Source organism: Fodinicurvata sediminis DSM 21159 (assembly GCF_000420625.1).
In the GTDB taxonomy this organism is placed as follows: Bacteria; Pseudomonadota; Alphaproteobacteria; order Kiloniellales; family DSM-21159; genus Fodinicurvata; species Fodinicurvata sediminis.
On record NZ_ATVH01000013.1, the window covers coordinates 484,546 to 505,966 of the forward strand.

Here is a 21,421-nt window from a genome sequence, read left to right on the forward strand (position 1 = left end):
CAGCAGACTTGCCGCCGCAGCCGGTGGTCTCTACCGTAAGGAAGTCGCGCCAGACGCAAGCCTGTCCACAAGAGCGGTTCCGGGGGCTCAGAGGCAGTATCGCTCTCCATGATTCATCGTATCCTTCCCTTCTTCCTGCTCATCATCGTCTTCAGCCTAGGGCTCGGGGCCTACATGAGCTATGAAGCCGTGCGCAGCGCCTTCCTGGGCACGCTTTCCGATCGCATGGAGACCGTGGGCGACCAGATCGCCACCGCCATCCGCAGCAGCCAATCCTTCGGTATTGCACTGGAGGAGCAGACGACACTGCCGGCCCTGTTGCAGAGGGAGGCCGTGGGCGTGCGCTACCTGCAGCGGATCGACGTGGTCACGGCGGGTGGAGAAGTGCTGTACAGCAGCCAGCCGAAACAGGTGGGGCGCACACCCGAGGGTGCCGCCCGCTGGGATGTGGAAACCGATCTTTCCAATGACCTGGGCGAGACAGTCGGCAGAGTCGTTGTCCGGATGGACTCTGCCTCCGCCCAGGCGACCATCCGCCAACTGGCTGAAGACCTGGCTCTGCGCAGCCTGCCTGTCCTTCTGGCAGCCCTGCTGCTGGCGGGGCTGGGGTTGTTGCTGGTCCTGCATGCCCTGAAGCGGCGTGCCGAGCGCCTGGCACCGCCGAGCGAACCGCTGCGTGCTGTGCGCCCACAGGTGCAGGAGCTCGAGGAAACCTATCAGCGGGCCGCCGCCGAGCTTGACGGCAGGAGGTCCTGAGAGCCGTGTCGGGGGTATCCAGACTGCGCAGCCAGGCCGTGGGGATTCGCACCCAGATCGCCTTGCTGCTCGTCGCTGTCCTGGCACTGGGCTATACGACGGTGACGCTGGTTTCTGTCCAGCTGGGCGAACGGCTGCTATTGCCCGAAGTGAAGCAGAGTGCCGAGATCACGTCCCAGTCGCTCGCGCGGCAGGTCGAAGGCGCCCTGGAGTTGGGTGTTCCCTTGCGCGAACTGGTCGGTGTGGAGGAGTCGTTCAGCGATCGCCTCGAGGACAGCCCGGCCTTCGCCGCCATCGCGCTGGAAGCGCGCGATGGCGGCCGCGACTTCACGATATCCAGCGGCCGCTCACAGGACTTCGAAACTCGGGCCACCGCACCGGTCCTTCAGGATGGCAGCATAGTCGCCCGCGTTATGGTGACCGTGGACGAGCGCTTCACCCAACGCATGGTGCGTGATCTCTGGATCAATCTGGGGATCATCCTGCTGATCACCGTTCTGATCGGGTTGGAGCTCTACAGTCTGATCTTCGGCCGCCGGATGGCGGCGAGCCTGGATGGACTGGAAAGCCGGCTCCAGGCCCTTTCCCAGGGCGACCTGAGACCCCATCCCCCGGTTCCGGAGGAAGACAGTGCGCCCAGCGGCACCCCTGGCCACTACGTTGCGCGCATCGATGCGGAATTGGGCCATCTGCACCGACGTCACCGGGAAATCCGCCAGCGGATCCGCGAGGACAGCCAACTTGCTGTCCGGCTGAACCGCCTGGCGGAAAGTTTCGGCCTGGCGGCACGTACCAATGCCGGTGCAGAGCGGGCTCAGGCCATTCGGCCACCCCTGTTCTTCTTCATGTTCGCACACGAGATGACGCGGCCTTTCCTGCCTGCGCATGTGGAACGCCTGGCGGCCGGGCTCGCGTGGATATCGCCGGAGTTTGCCGTCAGTCTGACCCTTGGCCTTTTCATGGCGGTGGTGGCCGGTCTGCAGATTCCCCTGTCGTTGATGACGGCGCGCTGGGGTCGGCGCACCTCCTTCCTGGCCGGTGCGGCCGTGGCCGTTGTTGGCTATGGACTGGGGGCGCTGTCACCAGGGTTCATCAGTTTCTCCCTGGCCTTCGCCCTTGTCGCCGTCGGCTTTGCCATGGTCTTCGCCGCCTCGCAGGGTTTCATCATAGATCGCACCGAAGGTCGCTCGCGCACGCTTGGCATGACAGTCATGGTTGGGGCCATCATGGTCGCCGCGCTCTGCGGCCCACCGCTGGGTGGCCTGCTGTCTGACCGGCTGGGCTCGATAACGGCGCTCTGGGTGATTGCAGCGCTTACCCTCCTGAGTTTCTGGCTCTGCCTGGCTGGGCTGCCACGGGACGAGGCTGGACAGGCAGGGGGCGAGGTTCCGCCCCGGCGTGCGAAAACGCCTGGACGTTGGCGGCGCCTGCTGGGTGCCCCGGTCTTCATGACCCTGCTCGTGGGTTCTGCGTTGCCGGCCAAGTTGGTGCTCAGCGCACTCTGCTTCTACCTGGTGCCGGTGCATTTGCTGTCCATCGGGGCGAGCGAGGCCGAGATCGGACGGCTGCAGATGATCTATCCCGTGGCAACGGTGCTGCTGGTTCCGCTGTTCTCGCGCCTGGCAAGTCGGGGCAACCGGGCCCTGCCCTATGTGGTGGGCGGGCAGTTGCTGACCGGCCTGGCGAGCCTGATCGTGTTGGGTGGGAGCCATGAACTGGCCATAGCCCTGGTGCTGCTGGTTTTCGGCGTGGCCCAGGCCATGCTGATTACGCCGCAGGCCAGCCTGGTGGGCCAGCTTGTCGCCATAAACGGCGACAAGCTTGATGAGGATGCAGCCTATGGGTTGTATCGGCTGATCGAACGCAGTGGCAGCGCTATCGGACCGATCCTGGCTGGCCTGTTGCTGGTCACGGCCGGCTTCGTGCCGACTGTCCTAGCCTTGGGCGGGATCTCCGTGCTGGGGGGCCTGGCCTTCCTGGCTGTGCGTTGGATGTCATCTTAAAGGGTTTTTTGTGATCAAGGAAAAGCCTATGCTACCAAGGCGTTTGTCGCGGGCTGCGGATCAGCGATTCCTTAGGGGGAGGCCAGCATGAAGAAGGATGCTCAAAGCGACTGGCGTCTCTGCCTGATCGAGGGCGGGATGACGCGGCGGCGCGCCTTGAAACTGGCTGGCGCCGGCACGCTGGGTGCAATGCTGCCTGAGACTGGATCGGCCCAGGACCGGCAACGTCCGCATATCTACATGGTCACCTATCGTGGTGAGACCGATGTGGAGCGTGGTTTCTTCGATTACCTGGAGGCCCAGGGCCTGGATGCCGAGTTCACCCGTCGCAATATCGACCGTGACAACGATCGCCTGCCAGGTCTGGTCGAGGAGATTCGCGAGCTGCAGCCGGACTTGGTCTATACATGGGGCACATCGGTGACGCTGGGCATAGCGGGACGCCACGACAGTGAGACTCCGGAGCAGCATATCCGCGATATCCCCATCGTTTTTGCCCTGGTTTCAGCCCCGGTCCAATCAGGGATCATTCCCGAACGTGCGGAACCGGCGCGCAATGTCACGGGGGCCATCCATGTGGTGCCGCCGGAAACACAGCTGCGCGCCATGCGGGCTTACCGGCCCTTTGAACGCCTGGGCGTGCTCTACAGTCGAAACGAAGAGAACTCGGTGGTCATCGTCCAGGATCTGGAAGTGCTGGCCGAGGAGATGGGCTTCACCTTGCTGGCCCAGCCATTCGCGGAGGACGATCGCGGCCGTCCCACGGCCGAGGGCGTCGAGGATCTGGTGCAGGGCCTGAAGGACCAGGGCGCCGACTGGCTCTATTACCTGCCGGACACTTTCCTGGGCACGATCTATGACCGTGTTTCCCCTGCCGCGCTGCAGGCCGGCCTGCCCACCTTCGGTGCGGCCGAGTTGGCCGTGCGCGAGGGCGGGGCTCTGGTGGGACTGGTCAGCCGTTACTATTCGGTTGGCCAGCTGGCGGCATCCAAGGCCATTAAGGTGTTGCGTGATGGTGAGGATGCCGCAGGGATTCCGGCGGAAACTCTCAGCCGCTTCTCCCTAATCATCAACATGCAGGTGGCCAAGGAGCTGGAGCTCTATCCGCCGCTGGCCATGCTGAACTATGCCGAGGTCCTGACATGACGTCAGCGGTCAGTGCCCTGCAGGCGGAAGGCTTGACCACCCGTCGCCTGGAAGCAGGTGATGCCGCGATTGTCCTTGCCCTGCACCGGCGTGCCCTGCAGGCCATTGCGGATCCCCAGTGGGTTCGACCCGAAGAACCGGGTTTCTTCAGCCAGGTCCTGGGGCCGGAAGGCAGCGGCATTGGCGCCTTTGACTCCGAGGGAAACCTGGTGGCCTATGCCCTGATCCAGACAGAACTGGAGGCCGACGACTTGGCGAACCTGGTCTGGGACGATGGACGGACCGAGGGTGTCGCCAAGCTCTGCGGCTCCGCTGTAGCTCCGGAATGGCGCGGCCGCAACCTGCAGCAGGCGCTCTCTGTTGAACGCCTGCAGCTGGCGGACTCCCTGGGTTTGGACCGCCTGTTTGCCACGGCGGCCCCCGGCAATGCGGCCAGCTGGATCAGTCTGATCCATGCCGGCCTGCAGATCGCAAGACTGGGGCACCGTTACGGCGGGCGTTTGCGTTATACCCTGGTGCGCGATGAGATTCATCCTCTGGACGAGACCATACCTGAGCTGCGGGACCTGCAGGATCTGGAGGGACAGAGAGAGCTGCTGGCCGACGGCTGGCGTGGTGTGCTGCTTGTGGATTCGGATGCCGGCGGACGACGGCTGGAGTTCCGTCCATGCCCCTGATGTCGGCAAGACAGGAACGCCAGGCGCCTTACCGCGCGTCGGAACCCGCTCGGGCCCTGTTGCACATCGACCTGTCCGCACTGGAGCGAAACTATCGCTCCCTCCGCGCGCAGGCGGTGGGGTGCGAGGTTTCCGCCGTGGTCAAGCGTGATGCATATGGCCTGGGCCTGGAGGCGGTCGGCAGGACCCTGTCCGGAGCCGGATGCCGAAGCTTCTGGGTAGCCGATTTCGAGGAGGGTCTGCGTTTGCGCGGCCACCTGCCGGAGGACAGGCGCATTCTGGTGATGGAAGGCCTCTTTGCCCGCTCGGCCATGGAGTACGCAGAAGCCGGCCTGATACCGGTTATCGATCAGTTGGAGGAGCTGGAGGCCTGTGCCCGTTCCGCTTCCAGCGAAGCGCCCTTTCCCCTGGTCCTGAACCTGGACACGGGCCTGGCGCGCACAGGAATGCCCGAGGCGGAACTGCGCCGGCTTGTCCCCCGGGACGATCTGCTGGCCCAGGTTAGGTTGGTCCTGGTCATGACGACCTTGAGCGATTTCGAGCAGCCGGCCAATCCGGTCAATGCCGAGCAGCTAGCCCGCCTGAAGGAATTGGCGGCGCTGTTGCCGGCGTCTTCCTTGAGTGCCGCCACCTCTTCATTCGTCTATCACGATGCGGGTTGGCACCTGGACGTGGCACGGGTCGGCAGCGCGCTCTATGGCGTGCGCAGTGCAGCCTTGGCGAACTATAACTGCGCGCCGGTGGTCGCACTTGAGGCCCCGGTGCTTTCGGTGCGGGAAATCGCGGCTGGCCAGGCCGTCAGCTATGGTGGCCCGCGCCTGGACCATGCCGTGCGCGCGGCCACTTTGGCGCTTGGCTACGCCGATGGCTTGCCCGAACGTTTCTCCCAGACCTGCCGGGCTTTCCTGGGAACGCATTGCCTGCGATTCCTGGGCAGCGAAGCGATGACGCTCAGCACAGTGGATGTCTCGGCCCTGCCGGCCGGTCGTCCGCAACGTGGCGAGAGCGTGCAGATCGTCGGGCCGCAGCAGGATATCAATGCCGTCGGCCATGCCCTGGGGGTAAATCCCAATCGCGTGCTGACGGGCTTTGGCGCACGTGCGCAGCGATGCTATTACCATGACGACAACCATGCGGAGGGAAACATGGTCATGGACGGACAGCAGGAACGATCGCCGCTGGCGGACGCCACTTCCGCAAAGGACGTCATCACGAAGAAACGGGGGCGTCGTGAAGATCACGCTGGTGAATAGTCTGTCCCACTTGGGGCGTCTTGCGGAAGAGGTGGAGCGTTTCTGTGAAAGCGAGGGTATCGCGCAGAATGATGCCCTGCAGTTGAACCTGGTTCTGGAAGAACTCTTCACGAATATCGTGTCCTATGGTTATGACGACGAGGCCGCGCATGAGATCATCATCACCCTGGAGTCCGAAGCCGATGGAATTCGGGCGCAGGTGATGGACGATGCCAAGGCCTTCAATCCCCTGGAGGTTGATGCGGCCGATACCACCAGTTCTGTGGAGGAGCGGGGGATCGGGGGCCTGGGCATCCATTTCCTGAGGAGCATGACCCGGGACCAGAATTACCAGCGCAAGGATGGGCACAACCATCTGACATTCGTCAAACCGGTCGAGACAGACTGAAAGGAACAGGTCGTGGATATCAACGAGTACAGCAGCAAGAACGTGCATGTCATGGAGGTCAGTGGGCGCCTGGACAGCAACACCTCGAAAGAGTTCGAGGATGTGATCAGCGAGCGCATGCAGGAAAAACAGGCCCTGGTGGTGGACCTGGCGCATGTGGACTACGTCAGTTCGGCCGGGCTTCGGGTCCTGCTGAAGGCCGCCAAGATTGCCAAGTCGAATGGCCACAACCTGGCTCTGGGCGGACTGAAGCCCCAGGTTCAGGAGGTTTTCGACATCAGTGGCTTCACCTCGATCTTCTCGATCCATCCCAGCAGCAAGGCAGCCTGCGATTCCCTTCAATAAACAGGCCAAGGGCTGGTTTTGCCCTGAACCTGGATAAAGCTTCAAGGAAGATCGGGTGCTGTTCAACGCCGTCAAATGGCTGCTGGTGCGACCTCAGGACTATCGGCGCGAAAAGCCCGAAGAGGTCATTTACGGACTCGACGAAAGACCGCCGGCCCAAGCCCTGGCCGTGGTCGTGTTCCAGCACTGCCTGCTGGCCCTGATGTTCATGGTCTACGCCATCCTGGCGGCGGAAGCGCGGGGTTTCGACAATCGGGAGACGATCTCCTACGTCAGCGGCTGCCTGCTGGTCCTGGGACTGGGCACCCTCCTTCAGGGGTGGCGGTCCCGATTCACACCCGGTGTGCCGCTGATCAACATTCCCAGTCCCGTGCCCATCGCGACCTATGCCGCGATCATCACCCTCTATGGACCCGGTGCCGCCATTGGTGCGGTTATTTTCGCGAACCTGCTGCTGGCCTTGATGGTGCCCCTCCTGCCGCGGTTGCGGGCCTATTTCCCTCCGGAAGTCATTGGCGTGGTGGTCTTCATGCTGGGACTGGAACTTGTTTCCAGCGGTGTGCCCCGCAGTGTCGGATTGATCGGCGGTGAACAATTCTCGTCATCTGCCGCCTTGGTCGCTCTGGCGACCCTGGGTGGAATACTGGTGGCCTCAGTCTGGGGCAACATGCGCATACGCATACTGGCCGTTCTGATTGGAACCGTGGCCGGTGGAACCCTGGCCATTGTCCTGGGCCTGTTCGATCCAAGGATGATCGACCGCATGTCCGAACTGCCCCTGTTGGCGATGCCGCTTTCGGACATCAGTATTCCGCTCCCCGAGTTCGTGCCCATGGCTATCCTGGTCTATCTGCTTGTGGAGCTCTTCGGGGTGATGGACCAGATGGCCGTGGGTCTGACTATCGACAAGCTGAATGACCGGAAATGGCGCCGCGCGGACATGCCATTGGTGTCCCGGTCCGTGATCGCGAATTGCCTGCAGAATGTCCTGCTCGGTGCCGGTGGTATGATTTCCGGAGGATCTTCGGGTGCCAACATCGGTCTGGCACATGCCAGTGGCATCATGTCCCGCCATGTTGCCATTGCCACGGGCTGCGTCTTGATGGTCCTGGCCTTCCTGCCGGCTGTGGCCACTCTGGTGGTCCTGGTTCCCGAGCCAGTCGTGGGCGGTATCCTGGTCTACACAGCGGCATTCCTGATCGTTGCCGGTATGGAGCTGATCCTGTCGCGCATGATCAACATGAAGCGGACCTTCACGGTCGGCCTTTCGATCGTGGTCGGGTCCTCCCTGCTGATCGTGCCCCGCATCACCGAGCAGGCGCCCGAGTGGAGCCAGACCATTGTAGGTTCTGCCCTGATGGTGGGCTCGCTCTGTGCCGTGGCCCTGAACATGCTGTTCCGTATCGGGATAAAGAAAACCGCAAGCCTGGAGCTGAGCAGTGGCCATCCCGCGGCCGAGATTTCCGACTTTCTGGAACACCAGGGCAAGGTTTGGGGAGCGCGCCGCGAAGTGGTCTTGCGCGCCGGCATGGCCATCGGCGAAGCCATGGAGATACTCGACGATGCTGATGTCATTCAGGGACCGGTCACCTTGACCGTGCGCTTTGACGAGGTCGATGTTGTCTGTGCGCTGTCTTATGAAGGAAGGAAACTGACTCTGGGCGAGGGCGAGCAGGTCGATCTGGAAGCGCTGCTGGATGATGAGGACGACTCGGCCCTGGAGGCCGGCATGATGCAGGTTTCCACAATGATGATCAGGCGCCTTGCCGACCGGGTCAGGTCCTTCGAACGCAGTGGGCGTGCGAATCTGGTCCTGCAGTTCGAGCATTGAAATGTCTCAGGGGGAGGCGACGCCATGATTGATACCGGCTGGAACAGGCAGGCAGCAGATTTTCCGTGCGCCGGGAGGCGGCATGCGGCTTGAACTGCGCCATGGTCTGATCCTTGTATTCTCGATTCTTATGGGCCTGTCCGCCGTCTTCACGGTGACGCAGGTCCTGCTTTCCCAGCTTTCGCGCAGCCAGCAGGAAGCGCGGCTGGAGTTCCAGCTGGACAACCTGCGTGCCGATATCGAGGCGAACCTGCAGCTGGGCTTTCCCATCGACGAGATCACGCCGGCCCAGGACCTGATCGAGGAAGCCCGCCGCAATGATCCGACCCTTCTGGCGCTGGATATCTTCACGCCTGATGGGGTTTCGCTCTATAGCACGGACCGAGGCGTGATCGGCGAGCCGGTGCCGCCGGCATGGCTGGAGGCTGTTGCCGCCGCCGACTCGCAGCAACGCTGGACCCACGACAGCCGGGGCGAGATGCTTCTGGGGCTGCCGATCCGCAACGACCTGGGTGAGAGCGTGGCCCAGATCGTCAGCGTCACCTCGGCCCAGGAGATGGAGGCCCGTGAAGGCGGGCTGCAGCGTGCACTGATCCTGCATGCTCTCTGGATCGTGCCGCTTGCTGCGATTGGCGCCCTCCTGCTGTCTGTTTGGTTGACGCGCCGTGAGTCCCGGCGTTTTCGTCAGGCGGCGGCCCGCTTGCATGGCCTGACTGTTACAGACTCGCCGCTAACGGACCTGGAGCGCGAGGCAGCGCGCGCGCAGCGCGAGGGTGAACAGGCCTTGAGTCGCCTGGATACCACGGGCCGCCGGCTGGAGGAGGTGGGCGATGGCCTCTGACAGCCGGATTCAACGCATGCTGTCGACTCGTACAGCCTGGCGGACAACGGCCGTTGGCCTGGTTTTCCTGCTGGTGTTCTTGGCCGGCCTGCCGGTCATCTGGCTGGGCCTCTCGGATATGGAGCAGGAACTGTCCAGCGAACGTGCGGCGGCACAACGCGCCATGGGCGATATCATGACGCGCGAGGTTGGCCAGGCGCTGTCCTATGGCATCCCCCTTTCGGCCATTCCCGATCTGGAGAGCTATCTTTCCGATACGCGCGAACGCCTGCCGGTCGTGGCGGCTGTCGAGGTAAGGCAGGAGGGTCAGGCCGTTGCAAGTGCCGGAGATCCCGCGGCCCTGGACGACGGCGAGGTCATGACCCTGCCACTACGGGCGAATGGTCAGCAGCGCGGCGAGCTTTTGTTGGCGCATCAGTCCGGGCAGTTGGAACAGGCACTGTGGCCATTGATCCTGAGCCTGTTGCTGGCGGCATTGCTGGCCGCCGCCCTGGCGGGGGCGGCCAGCTGGCTTCTGGCCTGGCGCCCGCTGCAGGAAGTCGAAACGGAGCTTGCCCGGGAACTTGAAGCGGTCTCTCAAGGAGACTTCACCGGCGCTGACTCTCGGCCCAGAGGCCTGCCCAGCGATATGACCCTGTCGGCCCTGCGTGAGCTGAAAGGCCGTGTGAATGCACGCTATTACCTGGTCTGGCAACAGGCGGTCGGCCTACGAGCCATCGATTTCGATGAAAGCTTGAAGGAGCCGGTCACCGCCGTGATGGAGCCACTCGAGCGCCAGTGGCGGTTCCGTACGGAGCCCCCCGAGCTGGCCAGCTCGGCCGATCCTGAGGGAGGGGTGTGATGCTGCTGCGTACGCGAATCTCCCTGATCTTCCTTGCGGGATTGGTGGTCCTGGCGCTGGGCCTGCTGTGGGCAGCCGACCTGCGCGAGCGCGAAAGCGAGGAACGCTTCACCAAGGTGGCTTTGACCGGGCAGGAGGCGCTCTGGCAACAGCTTGTCGAACGGGAAAGCGCCAACCTGGCCCAGCTGCAAGAGGCCATCCAGTCGGATCGGCGTCTGGCCCGAGCGGCCAATGAGGGCGCGCGTTCGGCAACGGGTATGGCCCTGCGCGCCCTGCTGCAGGACAACGGCCTTTCACCCGACGTGGTGGAGGTAGCCGATGCCGACGGCAACGTGATCCATTCCAAGCGGATGGAAATCGATGCGGCCCGTGTCCTGGACCTGACGAGCCTGGCCGAGGTTGCCGCGGGAAAATCCCTCAGCGGTCTGTGGCAGGACCGCAGTGATCGTTTCCTGATTGTCCATGCCTTCCCATTGTCGGAGGATCCCGGCGAAGGGCGGGAGTCCCTTGTGGTGACGCTGGGCAGCAATGCGGAGGGCCTGCTGGACTCCTTCTCGCAGACTCTCGAGGCCCCGGCCTATCTGGTGAACCCGCGCGGACGCATGGTGGTCGGCAGCGATCCGGACCTCTGGGCCCGGCTGGACCCGCAGCTGCCGCTGCGCAGTGCCAGCATGGACACCCTGCGGGAGGAGAACCGACTCTATTCCCTCAGCGGGGTTCCGGTGGAAGACGTGAACCAGGGCCAGGCTGGCCTGCTGGTGACCCTGCGGGATGCAACCGAGCCGCTTTCGCGTCTGCAGATGATCGATCGGGTAACCCTGGTGGGCGGGCTGGCTTTCCTGTTGCTCACCGCGCTGGGCGTGCATCTCTATCTGCGAAGCTCCTTCCGGCCCCTGGAGCAATCCATAGATACATTGAATGCCCTGGCGCGCCAGGACCAGCGAGGCGGACAGGACAAGGCGGGCGGCGACGAAATTCACCGCATCGGTGTTGCCATCGGGCAGTTGCGGCGCAGCCTGCAGAGCCTGAGCGACCTGCGCCTGCAGCGCGATCGCCAGCGCCGCAGGCAGGAACGCCTGATCCGCACGCGGCTTCAGGAACTGGCGGGCGCCCTTGATGCTGATGCCCGCAACGAGATCATGGAGATTCTCGAAAATGCCGACCGGGCCCAGGACACCGAAGGCCTGGCCGACAGTGCGGCCCAGGATCACGATCTGGTCTTCCTGGCCAATGTCCTGCAGCTGCTCTCGCGCCGCGTGACGGAACAGCACCAGCGCCTGAACGACCTGATTGCCGAGTTGCGCGATGCCCTGATCACCAAGACCAAGCTGGCCGGTATCCAGCAGGAGCTGGACATTGCCCGGCGCGTGCAGCTGGCCCTGGTGCCCACCGACTTCCCGCAGCTGCCGGGCGCCGAGGTGCAGGGCGGCATGACCCCGGCCAAGGAAGTGGGCGGCGATTTCTTCGATTTCTTCCAGATCACCGAGGACAGCTATGCCCTGATGGTGGGCGATGTCTCGGGCAAGGGCGTGCCTGCCGCGCTGTTCATGGCCATTTCGCGCACTTTGCTGCGCGCTACGGCGCGCTATGAACGCGACCCCGCACGCTGCGTGAAGAGCGTCAACGACCTGCTGGCCAGCGAGAACGAGCAGATGCTGTTCGTGACCCTGTTCTATGCCATCATCAATGTGCGCACGGGCCGCCTGGACTATGTCAACGCCGGGCACAATCCGCCGCTGCTGGTGGATGACAAGGGCCAGAGCCGCTATCTGCCGTCCACGGGCGACATGGCGCTGGCCGTCATGGACGATGTGGGCTTCACCAACGAAACGCTGGAGCTGCAGCCGGACGAGACGCTCCTGGTCTTCACTGACGGCATCACCGAGGCCTTCAACAGCGAAGACGAGGCCTACGGTGAGGACCGTCTTCAGGCCGTTGCCGAAGACCTGCAGAAGGGGGGCGGCAGTGTCGCCGGCTGGGTCGGCGGCCTGATGGAGGATCTGGAAGCTTTCGTGGGCGAAGCCGAACAGTCGGACGACATCACCTATCTGGCGATCCGCACGCGTTCCGGAGAGTTATAGGAGACTCATAGGAGCAGCGGACGTTTCAACGGGGCGGCTAAAAGGTCTTTCCCACGATCCGGCTGCGCCAAAGCGCAAGGATATGACGGGGCAGACGGCCGTCGATGACGGCCAGGCCCAGGGCGATCAGGCCCATGCCGGCAAAGTGCTGGGGCGCCAGGCGTTCGCCCAGGACCAGGGCCCCCAGAAGGATGGCCGTCACCGGAACCAGGAAGGTGACCAGTTGCACCGAGGTGGCGCCGGCCAGCGACAGGATCCGGAAATAGAGGATATAGGCCAGGGCCGTCGAGAGCAGGGCCAGGGCCAGAATCGCCAGCCAGACTTCTGCCGGTGGCAGGTCCAAAGTGAAGGGGCGGTCAACCAGAAGCGCCAGCGGCACCAGGATCAGGCTGGACATGGTGACCTGTCCCGTGGCCGTCATCAGGGGATGGACGCCCAGGTCCCGGAAGCGTCGGCCAAAGACCGCGGCGCTGGCATAAGACAGGGCCGCGCCCAGGATCGCCAGCTGGGCCAGGGCACTGGCCTCGCGCCCTGTCAGGACAGCGGGGCCGATCATCACGACGGTGCCGACCAGGCCGACGAAGACGCCTGACAGCTTCAAACCGGTGACGCGCTCGTCGGCCAGGAAAATGCCGGCCAGGACCACGGTGAACAGTGGGGTGGTGGCATTCAGGATGGAAGCCAGGCCGGAGGCGATCTGGGATTGCCCCCAGACGATCAGCGAGAAGGGAATGGCGTTGTTGAACACGCCCATCACCAGGAAGGCCCGCCAGATGGCGGGCGAACGGGGCAGTGTGACGCCCCGCAGAAGGCAGACGCACCAGAGGGCCGACGCGGCAAGGCCCAGGCGCAGGGCCACGATTGTCAGCGGCGGCAGGCTCTTGACCGCGACCCCCACGAAGAAGAAGGCCCCGCCCCACAGAAGGGAGAGGGTCACCAGCAGGCCCCAGGTTCCTGGGGTCATGGAGCCCTGGGACTGGATGTTCGGGGCCATCGGGGCCTCCTCCTCATGAGCGTGTGTGGAGCCTGCCGCGGAGCATAGACGGTGACGGTCGCCCCTGCCTTCCCGTTTCTTGCAGGTCTGCCTTGATCCTCGGCCGCGCCGCGCCAAATCCTGTTTCATGCATCTGCCGAGACGACGATTCCTGCAACTGGGCCTGCTGGCCACTGCCCTTGCCGCACCGCCTGTGGGGACGACCCGGGCGTCGGAGCGGACCGGCCTGGACGCGGCGATCGAGCGCGCCCGGGGCCTCGACCGGCTGCAAGGCCTGATCGTGGCACAGCAGGGCCGAATCCTGGTCGACCGGGCCCTGCGCGGGCCGGCGCTCGACCAGGCAGTCAACGTGAAATCCGTGGCCAAGACGGTGATCGCGGCCCTGGTGGGAGCGGCCGTTCGTCGGGGCGTTCTTGAGGGACCCGATCAGCCGATTGCGTCCTTGCTGGGAGAGCTGGTGCCGGACGGAGCAGATGCGCAGATACAAGAGGTGACGATCGGCAACCTGCTGTCCATGCAGGCCGGGCTGGAACGCACGTCGGGCCAGAACTACGGCGCCTGGGTGACCAGCCCGAACTGGGTCCGCCATGCCCTGACCCGTCCCTTCGTGGCGGAGCCCGGTGGCGAGATGCTCTATTCCAGCGGAAACTCGCACCTTCTGTCCGTCATCCTGACACGGGCCAGCGGGCGCAGCACCCTGGCGCTGGCCCGGGACTGGCTGGGAGCCCCGCTCGGGATCTCCATCCCCGCCTGGCAACAGGATCCCCAGGGCTATTACTTCGGCGGCAACAACATGGCGCTGGCACCGCGCGCCTTGCTCCAGCTGGGCGAACTCTACCGCCTGGGCGGGCGCCTGGAGGGGGACCCCGTCTTTTCCGAATCCTGGGTCGAGACCTCCTGGCAACAGCGGGGGCGGTCACGCTGGACCGGAGATCACTATGGCTATGGCTGGTTTATCCGCTCCATGGGTGGTCGACGTGTCTATTATGCCTGGGGCTATGGCGGCCAGATGGTTTATGTGATCCCCGAACTGGATGCGACCCTGGTCATCACCTCGGACAGCAGCCAACCCTCCGGAGCCAGCGGTTATGTCCGGCGCCTGCATGCACTTGTGGAACGCAGCTTCTTGCCAGTTTTCGAAGCTGCGTGAGACCGCCGGGCCATTATTTCGAGGGGCGAAGAAGCAGACGGCCGTCGGCGGCGATCTCGGCCGGCTGCCCGCTGTTCAGGCCGGACAGTGCGGTTTCCTGCAACAGAAGGGCGGGCACGGGTGAATGGTCCAGCTCCTCGGCAACGACGCTCCCCAACAGCAGGATGGCGTCCGTCTGTCCCAGCACAAGGCCGGCGGGTGCATGACCGCTGGCAATCAGCTCCAGCAGCACAGACGACGAGGACGACGAGCCGATGGCTCGCGGCAGGACCAGGAGGGTTCCGCTGACGTTTGCACCGCACTGGGGGTGGCGCGTGGAAATGATCTGTCCATTGGCGGGATCGACACCGCCCCAGAAACTGAGCGGTTCTGTCAGGACGAGGAGCGGCCCCTGGGCCGCTCCGGCAATAAGGATTTCACCCTGCAGTTCCATGATTCAGGCGCTCCAGAGGCTCTCGTCACGCACCACGCGCCCGGCGACCGCGCTTTCCACGCAGTCGGAGAGGCTGCCGTAAAGCACGTCATAGCCTGTGTTGCCGGGGGCGTAATGGGCGAACTTGCCGGAGTTGGTCATCAGCACGCCGGAGAAACCTTCCAGGATGGGCGTGACCACCACACAAGTATCGGCAACGATATTGATTCCCGCTCTTTCCAGCTCCTGCAGCAGATCTTCGGCCTCGAGCTGTTCGATCACATGCCGCCCGGTACAGGCATGGAAGGGAACCTGGCTTCTGCGGCCATCCAGCAGGTGTAAAAGCTGTTTGAATTCGGAATGCGAAAAATGCGGGCTGCCCACCGCGATGGCGTCCAGTTCTGTGCCCTCAACGGTTGACAGGCTGTCGCGTGCGACCAGCAGGTCGGCGGCCGTCGGGCGTAGAACCTCAGCTGGCGGCTGGCCCCCAAGGGCTGTCTCTGCGTTAGGCGCTTCGGGGGTCAGTCCGGCGGCATGGAAGAGGGCCACCGAACCACTGGAGGCTGCCGCCGCGCCAAAGGCCTTGAGGTTATCCTCCGAAACGGCTTGTGGCAGGCCGTCGATGACACCGATCGCCTCACCGGCCGCACGGCCATACCAGGCGCCCAGGACCGGAAAGAAGACGTCCAGCTTCTTCAGCTTCTCAGGAATCGCAGAGGTATCGACCAGCAACGTCGCGCGCCGGTTCTCCGGCAGGTGCAGGCCAGTGGCCGGCGCCCGGCCGGTGATGGCGCAGCAGAGGTCGAGGAAATCGCCGTAGCGGTTGCTGCGTGCGCCCAGGATCGAGTTGACGAAGGCCACGGCATTGCTCTCGCCCCAGGCCACGTCCTCGCCACATTCTGGGCGATGGCCGGCCTGGTAGGGGGCGCAGGTCCAGGTGGCGCGGCAGCCCAGGGCCTCATGCGCACGCATGAGCCTGAGCGCCATATCGCGCTGGTGGCTGTCGAGGCGCACCTGCTGCGGACGCAACAGGTCCAGGGCGCCGACGTTGAGGGTGGTGGGCACCGTCACCTCGGCGCCGCCCTCGACGAGCTTCTCGGCGAAGGCAACACCGCTGTCGCCATGATAGAGGCAACCGTCGATGTGGCTGGAGGCAATGGGGATCAGGCGCTCAGCGCCCAGAAGGCGGGCGCTTTCGGCCAGGATGCGCAGGGCCATGGTCCGGCCCGGCCCGCCGTGCCCCGCGGCTATGGCCTGTTCTTCAGCGGTGAGCGTGACGGCCATGGAGGCTTGCCTATGATCCGGCCACCATCATGCCGTCCACACGGATCGTGGGCGCATCGATGCCGTAGATCATCTTCAGATCGCTGGCCGGTGTCAGGTTCGCAAACATGTCCTTCAGGTTGCCGGCGATGGTGGCCTCGCTGACCGGGTGAGTCAGCTTGCCGTCCTTGATCCAATAGCCCGAGGCACCGCGGCTATAGTCGCCGGTGACACCGTTGACGCCCATGCCGATCATCTCGGTGACATAGAAGCCGTCCTCGATATCGGCAATCATCTCCTCTGGACTCTGCTGGCCGGGCTCCAGGTAGACGTTGCTGGCCGAGGGTCCCGGCGGGCTCGAGATGCCGCGGCTGGCGTGGCCCGTGGGTTCCAGGCCCAATTGCCGGGCCGAGGAGAGGTCGAGCAACCAGGTGGTCAGGCGCCCGTCCTCGATCAGGTTCCAGGTCCGTGTCGGCAGGCCCTCGCTGTCGAAGGGCTTGGAGCGCAGGCCGCGCTTGCGGTGCGGTTCGTCGATGATGCGGATGCCCTCGGCGAAGACCGGCTGGTTCATGCGGTCCTTCAGGAAAGAGGTGCCGCGCGCGATTGAGGGGCCTGAGATGGCCCCCAGGAAGTGACGCAGCAGGCTGTTGGCCACCCGGGATTCATAAACGATGGGCACGCGCCCGGTCTTCGGCTTGACCGGGTTCAGGCGCTTCACCGCTCGTTCCCCGGCACGCCGGCCGACGACGGCAGGGTCTTCCAGGTCCTGGGCGAAGACCTTGCTGGAGAAATCATAATCCCGCTGCATGTCCAAACCTTCGCCGGCCAGAACCGAGGCGCCCACGGAATGGCTGGACACGCGATAGCTGCCTGTGAAGCCGTTGCTGGCGGCCAGCGAGACGCGGGTCATGCCCCAGCCGGCCTCGGCGCCTTCGGAATTGGTCACGCCCTCGACGGCACGGGCGGCCTCCTCGCAGAGCCGGGCGCGTTCGATCAGGTCTTCCGGGCTGGGCTCCGCGGGATCGCAGGACTCCACATCGGGGATCTGGCGGGCCAGTTGCTCCGTATCGGCCAGGCCGCAGTAGGGATCCTCCGGCACGACCCGGGCCATGGTCACGGCGCGGTCCACCAGCTCGTCCAGGGCCTTGGGTCCCAGATCCGTGGACGAGACGATGGCCTGCCGCTGTCCAATGAAGACGCGCAGACCGACGTCCTGGCTTTCCTCGCGCTCAAGCTGTTCCAGTTCACCCATGCGTTGGGCATGACTGAGCGCGGTGGAACGGGCCACCAGGGCATCAGCACTGTCGGCACCGGCGGCACGGGCCTTGCGGATCAGGTCTTCAAGCAAAGCGGGATCTTGCGTTTCCGAGGTCATGTCACTTGTCTTTTGTGAAAGGGTGCTGGCGAGGTCTCCCTATCACATGGACCCTGAGGGGCCAATGCGCCAGTCCTCGATGCCTGCTTGGCGGTCAGTTCATCTGTTGCGGCAGCCAGGTGGCGATTTCCGGGAAGACCACGACCAGGACAACGGAGAGCAACAGGATCAGGAAGAACGGCAGGGCCGCCAGGGCGACCTTGAAGATGTTGCGTCCCGTCAGGCCCTGGAGGACGAAGAGATTGAAGCCCACCGGCGGCGTGATCTGGCTCATCTCCACGACCAGCACCACGTAGATGCCGAACCAGATGCGGTCCAGGCCGGCCGCGTCGATCATCGGCAGGATGACGGCGGTGGTCAGCACGACGATGGAGATGCCGTCCAGGAAACAGCCCAGCACCACGAAGAAGATCGTCAGCGCTGCAATGAGTGCGTAGGGCGACAGCTCCATGGCCGCGATCCAGCTGGCCAGTTCGCGCGGAATGCCGGTAAAGCCCATGGCCACCGACAGGAAGGCGGCGCCGGCCAGGATGAAGGCGATCATGCACGACGTGCGCGTTGCCCCCAACAGGCCGTCCAGGAAGGTCTTCCAGGTCAGGCTGCCGGAAAACCACGACAACAGCAGCGAGAAGAGAACTCCGAGCGAGGCGGCGTCTGTGGGGCTGGCCACGCCGAAATAGATCGAAGCGATCACGCCGAAGATGATCATCAGCACCGGAATCAGGCGGCGCGAGGCCTTCAAGCGTTCCCGGATCGGGATGCGCGGCTCCGCTGGGGGTGTGCGCGAAGGATTGAGCGCGGACCAGAGCATGACATAGCCCATGAAGAGGCTGACCAGCATGATGCCGGGCAGGACACCGGCAATGAAGAGCCGCGAAATGGATTCCTCGATGGCCACGCCATAGACGATCAGGATGATCGAGGGCGGGATCAGCAGGCCAAGCGTACCGGACCCGGCCAGGGTGCCGATCATCATCTGCTCGTCGTAGCCACGCTTCTTCAGCTCGGGCAGGGACATCTTTCCGATGGTCGCCACCGTGGCGGCCGAGGAGCCGGACACCGCGGCAAAGATTCCGCAGCCCAGGATGTTCACATGCATCAGGCGGCCCGGTAGCCGTGCCATCCAGGGCGAGAGCCCGCCAAAGAGATCCTCGGACAGGCGCGAGCGGAAGAGGATTTCGCCCATCCAGATGAACATGGGCAGGGCGGCCAATGACCACTTTGTCGAGGCGCTCCAGGCATTGGTGGCCAAGGCCTGGCCAACTGGCACCGAGGTGAAGAGTTCAATGGCGAGATACCCGACCGCCAGTAGGGAAAAGGCAACCCAGACACCGCTGGCCAGCAGGCCCAGAAGCGCAATGACCAGAACGCCGGAGAGTATCAGCTGATCCATGGAGTCTGTCCTGCTTTAGCGGGCGGTCGAGGAAGGGGTGGACTCCGTGGATCCGGAGGTTTCGTCGCTTGTCTGCTCCAGCAGTCCCTCAGCATCTGCATAGCTGGGCCGCTTGCCAAGGAACACGCGCAGGGTCTCGTCCAGCAGGGCCAGGGTCAGGATCACCAGCCCAGCGACCATCGCGCTCTGGGGAATCCACAGCGGAACGGCAACCAGGCCGCCAGATACGTCGTTGAAGCGGTAGGAATCGTGGACCAGGGAGAACATATGTAGCGTGAAATAGCCGGCCAGGAGTGTGGCCACGCCACAGCACCAGACCTCGACCCAGCGCCGCAGTCCCTGGGGCAGATGCTGGACCACCAGGCTGACCCGGATATGGCTGCCTTCCTTGAAGGTGTAGGCCAGCGCGAAAAAGGTCGCGGCGGCCAGGAAATAGCCGGAAAAACGGGCATAGCCGGATATCTGCAGGCCGTAGGCCTTGCCGATCAATACTCCCAGGATCTCGTCGATCAGCCCGAGCGTGACCTGGATGATCACCACCGCGAAGATTGTGAAGAGAAAGAAGGCCGCTATGTAGCCGCTGAGTTTATAGATGCGGTCAAGAAGACGGCGCATTGCCACAATTCCCTGCAGTAGATTGGGAGTGACTGGAACAGGGTAACCCCTAAGCCAAAAGGCGTGGCCGCCGGTCGATAACCGGGGCCACGCCTGCATGGCATGGAGCTAGGCGCCCGGATCAGTTCGCGAGGAAGGCGTCCAGGATCTTCTTGCCTTCTTCGCCGGCGCTCTCGGCCCATTCGGCAGACATGGTCTCGCCGATTTCAAGCAGTGAGGCGCGCAGTTCCTCATTCGGCTCATAGACCTCGATGCCGTTGTCGGCCAGGGCCTGGGTCTGGGTATCCGTCTCTTCCATGGACATCTCCCAGCCGCGCGCCTCGGCTTCCTCGGACGCGGCCATCACGGCCTCCTGAACTTCGGAAGGCAGGGCGTCGAAGCGGTCCTGGTTGACCACCACGATGTTCTTGGGCAGCCAGGCGCGGGTGTCGGCGTAGTAGTTCAGGAAGTCCCAGGCCTTCACGTTCACGCCGGTGGACGGTGAGGTGATCATGGCTTCGACGCGGCCTGTTGAGAAAGCTTGAGCCAGGTCCGGAACCTCGACCTGGGTGGGAACGGCGCCGGCCAGCTGGGCCAGGCGCTCGGTGGTGTTGTTGTAGCTGCGGAAGCTGGTGCCGCTCAGGTCGTCGATGGATTCCAGCTTCTCAGTGGTGTAGATGCCCTGCGGCGGCCAGGCCACGGCAAAGAGCACCTTCAGGTTCTGCTGGGCCAGAAGCTCTTCGGTCTTCTCGCGCGAGACTTCCCAAAGCTTGCCAGCCTCTTCATAGCCCGTTGCCAGGAAGGGAACGGCATCAATTTGGTAGATCGGATTCTCGTTGGCCAGAAGCGAGAGCAGGAACTCACCCGCGGGGACCTGTCCGCCGCGCACGGCGTTCTTGATTTCGCCATGTTCGATCAGCGAGCCGTTCGAGTGCACCGTGATGGTCAGTTCGCCATCGGTGGCCTCCTCGACGTCCTCGGCAAACTGGATGATGTTCTGGGTGTGGAAGTTGCCCTCGGGATAAGGGGTGGGCATGTCCCAGTTCTCGGCGGCGGCAAGGCCGGCCGTCATGGCCAGGCCGACGCCCATGGCGGCGCCGCCGGTAACGAAGCGGGACAGAATGTTCTTGGTCGTCATGATTATCATACTCCCTGAAGCCTTGTTTGATGGTTGTGTTTTATTGATGGCACAATTGAAGTTAAAGGCCAAATTTAGGCGCGATCATCAGAATTTAACAACAAAGTGTCAAGGAAGGCTGTATCTGTCAGGCATATGACTTGAGCCGGATGGCGGCATGAGAGAGACTTGCCGACAGGATGAGGATACTGAAGAACTTCTTAGAGTTGTACAAAGAATCAAGTAAAGAAGGGAAGATTCGTGACGGCAGACTATGAAATCCTGCTGCAGGGTAACAACCTGCGCCTGCGTGAAGGATTCTTGGGCCTGGCAAACGTCAGCCTCATACATACCACGGAAGGGCCCATGCTGTTCGACGTGGGCCATTACGTGAACCGTCCCGGCCTGTTGACTGCCCTGTCAGCGCGCGACCTGGCACCCGCCGACATTCCCTTCGTGTTCCTGTCGCACCTGCACTTCGACCACAGCCTGAACATCGACCTCTTCCCGCACGCAAAGGTCTTTGTCAGCCAGCGCGAATGGGACTATGCGGCCGCCCCGCACGAGAAGGATCCCTTTATCCCGCAGATGATCCGCACGCAGCTGGAAGGCTTTGACCTGGTGTTTCTCGAAGACGAGCCCGAGCTGTTTCCGGGCGTGCGTACGCTTGCGGTGCCCGGGCACACGCCGGGCTCCTATGCCCTGGACCTGGATACGCCCGACAAGGGCCGTGTGGTGATCGCCGGTGATGCCATCAAGTATCCCAAGGAGGTGGTCGGCCGGCGTTGCGACATGGCCTTCGATACCCTTGAGGCAGGCACCGAATCCATTGAACGCATTCTTGCCATCGCCGATCGTATCGTTCCGGGCCACTTCCCGGAAATGATCCGCCAGTCCGACGGTACCTTCCTGTGGCAGGATGCGGCGTCCTTCGAACTGCTGGTGCGCTGATGGTGCAGCT

Annotated in this window: 20 protein-coding genes; 13 read left to right on the forward strand and 7 right to left on the reverse strand. The window is 63.8% G+C overall.

The window, feature by feature from the left end:
- The first annotated feature begins 108 nt into the window (after nucleotides 1-108).
- The 11 genes from G502_RS0107370 (at nucleotide 109) to G502_RS21365 (ending at nucleotide 12,162) form a co-directional block, all read left to right on the forward strand.
- Nucleotides 109-756: a hypothetical protein gene (locus G502_RS0107370; protein ID WP_022728021.1), complete on the forward strand. Its 648-nt coding sequence runs from the start codon at nucleotides 109-111 to the stop codon at nucleotides 754-756.
- Between the two features lie 5 nt (nucleotides 757-761).
- The gene (locus tag G502_RS0107375) at nucleotides 762-2,759 is read left to right on the forward strand and encodes an MFS transporter (RefSeq protein ID WP_022728022.1); all 1,998 of its coding nucleotides are present in this window, start codon (nucleotides 762-764) and stop codon (nucleotides 2,757-2,759) included.
- Nucleotides 2,760-2,846: 87 nt separating this feature from the next.
- Nucleotides 2,847-3,905: an ABC transporter substrate-binding protein gene (locus G502_RS19165; protein WP_022728023.1), complete on the forward strand. Its 1,059-nt coding sequence runs from the start codon at nucleotides 2,847-2,849 to the stop codon at nucleotides 3,903-3,905.
- Complete coding sequence (locus G502_RS0107385) at nucleotides 3,902-4,582, forward strand: GNAT family N-acetyltransferase (protein WP_022728024.1); 681 nt, start codon at nucleotides 3,902-3,904, stop codon at nucleotides 4,580-4,582. The genes G502_RS19165 and G502_RS0107385 overlap by 4 nt, the downstream gene beginning before the upstream one ends.
- Complete coding sequence (locus G502_RS19170; protein WP_022728025.1) at nucleotides 4,573-5,835, forward strand: alanine racemase; 1,263 nt, start codon at nucleotides 4,573-4,575, stop codon at nucleotides 5,833-5,835. The genes G502_RS0107385 and G502_RS19170 overlap by 10 nt, the downstream gene beginning before the upstream one ends.
- Nucleotides 5,828-6,223, forward strand: a complete 396-nt coding sequence (locus tag G502_RS0107395) for an ATP-binding protein (RefSeq protein WP_162140956.1) — start codon at nucleotides 5,828-5,830, stop codon at nucleotides 6,221-6,223. Before G502_RS19170 ends, G502_RS0107395 begins: the two co-directional genes overlap by 8 nt.
- Nucleotides 6,224-6,235: 12 nt before the next feature.
- Nucleotides 6,236-6,568, forward strand: coding sequence for an STAS domain-containing protein (locus G502_RS19175; protein ID WP_022728027.1), 333 nt, complete (start codon nucleotides 6,236-6,238; stop codon nucleotides 6,566-6,568).
- A 55-nt stretch (nucleotides 6,569-6,623) separates the two neighbouring features.
- Nucleotides 6,624-8,399: a solute carrier family 23 protein gene (locus G502_RS0107405; RefSeq protein ID WP_022728028.1), complete on the forward strand. Its 1,776-nt coding sequence runs from the start codon at nucleotides 6,624-6,626 to the stop codon at nucleotides 8,397-8,399.
- Between the two features lie 82 nt (nucleotides 8,400-8,481).
- A complete protein-coding gene (locus G502_RS0107410) occupies nucleotides 8,482-9,240 on the forward strand; it encodes a hypothetical protein (protein ID WP_022728029.1) in 759 nt (252 codons plus the stop codon).
- Complete coding sequence (locus G502_RS0107415) at nucleotides 9,230-10,081, forward strand: hypothetical protein (protein WP_022728030.1); 852 nt, start codon at nucleotides 9,230-9,232, stop codon at nucleotides 10,079-10,081. The genes G502_RS0107410 and G502_RS0107415 overlap by 11 nt, the downstream gene beginning before the upstream one ends.
- Nucleotides 10,081-12,162: a PP2C family protein-serine/threonine phosphatase gene (locus G502_RS21365; protein WP_022728031.1), complete on the forward strand. Its 2,082-nt coding sequence runs from the start codon at nucleotides 10,081-10,083 to the stop codon at nucleotides 12,160-12,162. Before G502_RS0107415 ends, G502_RS21365 begins: the two co-directional genes overlap by 1 nt.
- 37 nt (nucleotides 12,163-12,199) lie before the next feature.
- Here the strand turns inward: G502_RS21365 and G502_RS0107425 are convergent, their stop codons facing one another.
- The gene (locus G502_RS0107425; protein WP_022728032.1) at nucleotides 12,200-13,156 is read right to left on the reverse strand and encodes a DMT family transporter; all 957 of its coding nucleotides are present in this window, start codon (nucleotides 13,154-13,156) and stop codon (nucleotides 12,200-12,202) included.
- 127 nt (nucleotides 13,157-13,283) lie between these two features.
- Here G502_RS0107425 and G502_RS19185 point away from each other — a divergent pair, with 127 nt between their 5' ends.
- The gene (locus tag G502_RS19185; protein ID WP_022728033.1) at nucleotides 13,284-14,306 is read left to right on the forward strand and encodes a serine hydrolase domain-containing protein; all 1,023 of its coding nucleotides are present in this window, start codon (nucleotides 13,284-13,286) and stop codon (nucleotides 14,304-14,306) included.
- A gap of 13 nt (nucleotides 14,307-14,319) precedes the next feature.
- Here the strand turns inward: G502_RS19185 and G502_RS0107435 are convergent, their stop codons facing one another.
- The 6 genes from G502_RS0107435 to G502_RS0107460 form a co-directional block, all read right to left on the reverse strand.
- On the reverse strand, nucleotides 14,320-14,739 hold the full coding sequence (locus G502_RS0107435) for an aconitase X swivel domain-containing protein (RefSeq protein WP_022728034.1): 420 nt from the start codon (nucleotides 14,737-14,739) through the stop codon (nucleotides 14,320-14,322).
- Nucleotides 14,740-14,742: 3 nt separating this feature from the next.
- On the reverse strand, nucleotides 14,743-16,002 hold the full coding sequence (locus tag G502_RS0107440; RefSeq protein ID WP_022728035.1) for an aconitase X: 1,260 nt from the start codon (nucleotides 16,000-16,002) through the stop codon (nucleotides 14,743-14,745).
- 10 nt (nucleotides 16,003-16,012) lie between these two features.
- Nucleotides 16,013-17,356 carry a TldD/PmbA family protein gene (locus tag G502_RS0107445; RefSeq protein ID WP_022728036.1) on the reverse strand — a complete coding sequence of 448 codons (1,344 nt, stop codon included), beginning with the start codon at nucleotides 17,354-17,356 and terminating at the stop codon, nucleotides 16,013-16,015.
- 94 nt (nucleotides 17,357-17,450) lie between these two features.
- Nucleotides 17,451-18,749 (reverse strand): TRAP transporter large permease, encoded by a 1,299-nt coding sequence (locus G502_RS0107450; protein ID WP_022728037.1) that lies wholly within the window; start codon nucleotides 18,747-18,749, stop codon nucleotides 17,451-17,453.
- Nucleotides 18,750-18,764: 15 nt separating this feature from the next.
- Nucleotides 18,765-19,364 carry a TRAP transporter small permease gene (locus G502_RS0107455; RefSeq protein WP_022728038.1) on the reverse strand — a complete coding sequence of 200 codons (600 nt, stop codon included), beginning with the start codon at nucleotides 19,362-19,364 and terminating at the stop codon, nucleotides 18,765-18,767.
- A 121-nt stretch (nucleotides 19,365-19,485) separates the two neighbouring features.
- Entirely contained in the window at nucleotides 19,486-20,481 is a 996-nt protein-coding gene (locus G502_RS0107460; RefSeq protein WP_081649726.1) for a TRAP transporter substrate-binding protein, read from the reverse strand.
- A gap of 240 nt (nucleotides 20,482-20,721) precedes the next feature.
- Here G502_RS0107460 and G502_RS0107465 point away from each other — a divergent pair, with 240 nt between their 5' ends.
- Entirely contained in the window at nucleotides 20,722-21,411 is a 690-nt protein-coding gene (locus G502_RS0107465; RefSeq protein WP_022728040.1) for an MBL fold metallo-hydrolase, read from the forward strand.
- Nucleotides 21,412-21,421: the final 10 nt, after the last annotated feature.

Coding starts and splice junctions, on each gene's coding strand:
- G502_RS0107370 (WP_022728021.1), top strand. CDS start 109: ATGATTCATCGTATCCTTCCCTTCTTCCTGCTCATCATCGTCTTCAGC.
- G502_RS19165 (WP_022728023.1), top strand. CDS start 2,847: ATGAAGAAGGATGCTCAAAGCGACTGGCGTCTCTGCCTGATCGAGGGC.
- G502_RS0107385 (WP_022728024.1), top strand. CDS start 3,902: ATGACGTCAGCGGTCAGTGCCCTGCAGGCGGAAGGCTTGACCACCCGT.
- G502_RS19170 (WP_022728025.1), top strand. CDS start 4,573: ATGCCCCTGATGTCGGCAAGACAGGAACGCCAGGCGCCTTACCGCGCG.
- G502_RS0107410 (WP_022728029.1), top strand. CDS start 8,482: ATGCGGCTTGAACTGCGCCATGGTCTGATCCTTGTATTCTCGATTCTT.
- G502_RS0107415 (WP_022728030.1), top strand. CDS start 9,230: ATGGCCTCTGACAGCCGGATTCAACGCATGCTGTCGACTCGTACAGCC.
- G502_RS21365 (WP_022728031.1), top strand. CDS start 10,081: ATGCTGCTGCGTACGCGAATCTCCCTGATCTTCCTTGCGGGATTGGTG.
- G502_RS0107425 (WP_022728032.1), bottom strand. CDS start 13,156: ATGGCCCCGAACATCCAGTCCCAGGGCTCCATGACCCCAGGAACCTGG.
- G502_RS19185 (WP_022728033.1), top strand. CDS start 13,284: ATGCATCTGCCGAGACGACGATTCCTGCAACTGGGCCTGCTGGCCACT.
- G502_RS0107435 (WP_022728034.1), bottom strand. CDS start 14,739: ATGGAACTGCAGGGTGAAATCCTTATTGCCGGAGCGGCCCAGGGGCCG.
- G502_RS0107440 (WP_022728035.1), bottom strand. CDS start 16,002: ATGGCCGTCACGCTCACCGCTGAAGAACAGGCCATAGCCGCGGGGCAC.
- G502_RS0107445 (WP_022728036.1), bottom strand. CDS start 17,356: ATGACCTCGGAAACGCAAGATCCCGCTTTGCTTGAAGACCTGATCCGC.
- G502_RS0107450 (WP_022728037.1), bottom strand. CDS start 18,749: ATGGATCAGCTGATACTCTCCGGCGTTCTGGTCATTGCGCTTCTGGGC.
- G502_RS0107455 (WP_022728038.1), bottom strand. CDS start 19,364: ATGCGCCGTCTTCTTGACCGCATCTATAAACTCAGCGGCTACATAGCG.
- G502_RS0107460 (WP_081649726.1), bottom strand. CDS start 20,481: ATGACGACCAAGAACATTCTGTCCCGCTTCGTTACCGGCGGCGCCGCC.